The sequence below is a fragment of the Sphingomonas sp. RB1R13 genome (genome assembly GCF_036663775.1).
Taxonomy (GTDB): domain Bacteria; phylum Pseudomonadota; class Alphaproteobacteria; order Sphingomonadales; family Sphingomonadaceae; genus Sphingomicrobium.
In genome coordinates, this window is record NZ_JAXOJM010000118.1 from 1 (window position 1) to 1,039 (window position 1,039).

The following is a 1,039-nucleotide window of genomic DNA, read 5'->3' on the forward strand; positions in this document are numbered from 1 at the left end:
TACGCTTCATGCGCTGCTTGTCGACCAAGGCCATCCCGTCGAGGGCATTTGACAGCTTGCCGGAACCGATTGTCAGCCTGATTGCTTGCCAGGCTGACAACAGGATAGCGCCTTTGTCGTTCGCTAAAGCCTGAACGCTTCGACGCTTTCTCCTTGAGATAAGGAAAGGCCGAATATCAGGATCGCTGATGGCGGCCGAGCGGAATATGCGTCAATGCCAGCGTTCTGATCCTTGGGGGCGCCGTCCGCCATGCCTCGATGATCGCCAGAGTCAGGAGAATAACGGCTCCGATCACCCAATGGGCAGAGAAGGTCGCGGCAAACTGGCCGAGCGCCACCGCACCGGCAAAGAGCAGACCTGCTGTCACGGTGCAGCGGACCGGCAAAGCTTGCCTGTCTGCATAAAAAGACAGCAGTACATAATCGAGGGCACAGCGGAACAGGAAGGCCCCAGCGCACCCGACCAGCCCAAAAAAGTGCAGGCCGATGTACAGTGACACGAGATAGGGAATGAGCTCAGCGGCCAGAATGGCCGCGACCATACGGGGGCGGCCGCGAGCTTGAAGAACCGTAAAAGGCAGCAACGCCAGCCCGTTGAACCAGAACGCTGCCAGGAGCAACTGAGCTGACAATGTCGCGCGTTCCGCAAAAGCCTCCCCAAGCCATAGGGCCAAGGCTGGTCCGGTCAGGAGGATCGCAAACACGACCGGACCGGTCATGAGCGCGATCAGGATCAGCATACTTTCGCGCGATAGCGCCGAAACTTCCTCGTCCGACCGCATGGCACTCAGTCGAGGGAACAGCGCATTGGTCAGTGCGGTGGGCAGAATGACGATCCGTTGCGTGACCTGATAGGGAACGGAATAGAAGGTCACGGCCGCCGCACCAATGACGGAGCCGATCGCGAAACGATCCACTATCGTCAGAACGGGCGAGATCAACGCGGTGACCGTCACCCACCCGCCGAACCCCAGCAGGATGCGAACCTGATCCCGTTCAAACTGAAATCGACCGTTCCAGCCGAATTCGCGGTTGCAGG

At 59.4% G+C, this 1,039-nt stretch carries 1 protein-coding gene; it reads right to left on the reverse strand.

Annotated elements, in window-relative coordinates; translation table 11 throughout:
* Positions 1 to 176: 176 nt before the first annotated feature.
* Positions 177 to 1,039, reverse strand: an 863-nt coding sequence (locus tag U1700_RS15390; protein ID WP_332753535.1) for an oligosaccharide flippase family protein, incomplete at its 5' end; no start/stop codon positions are given.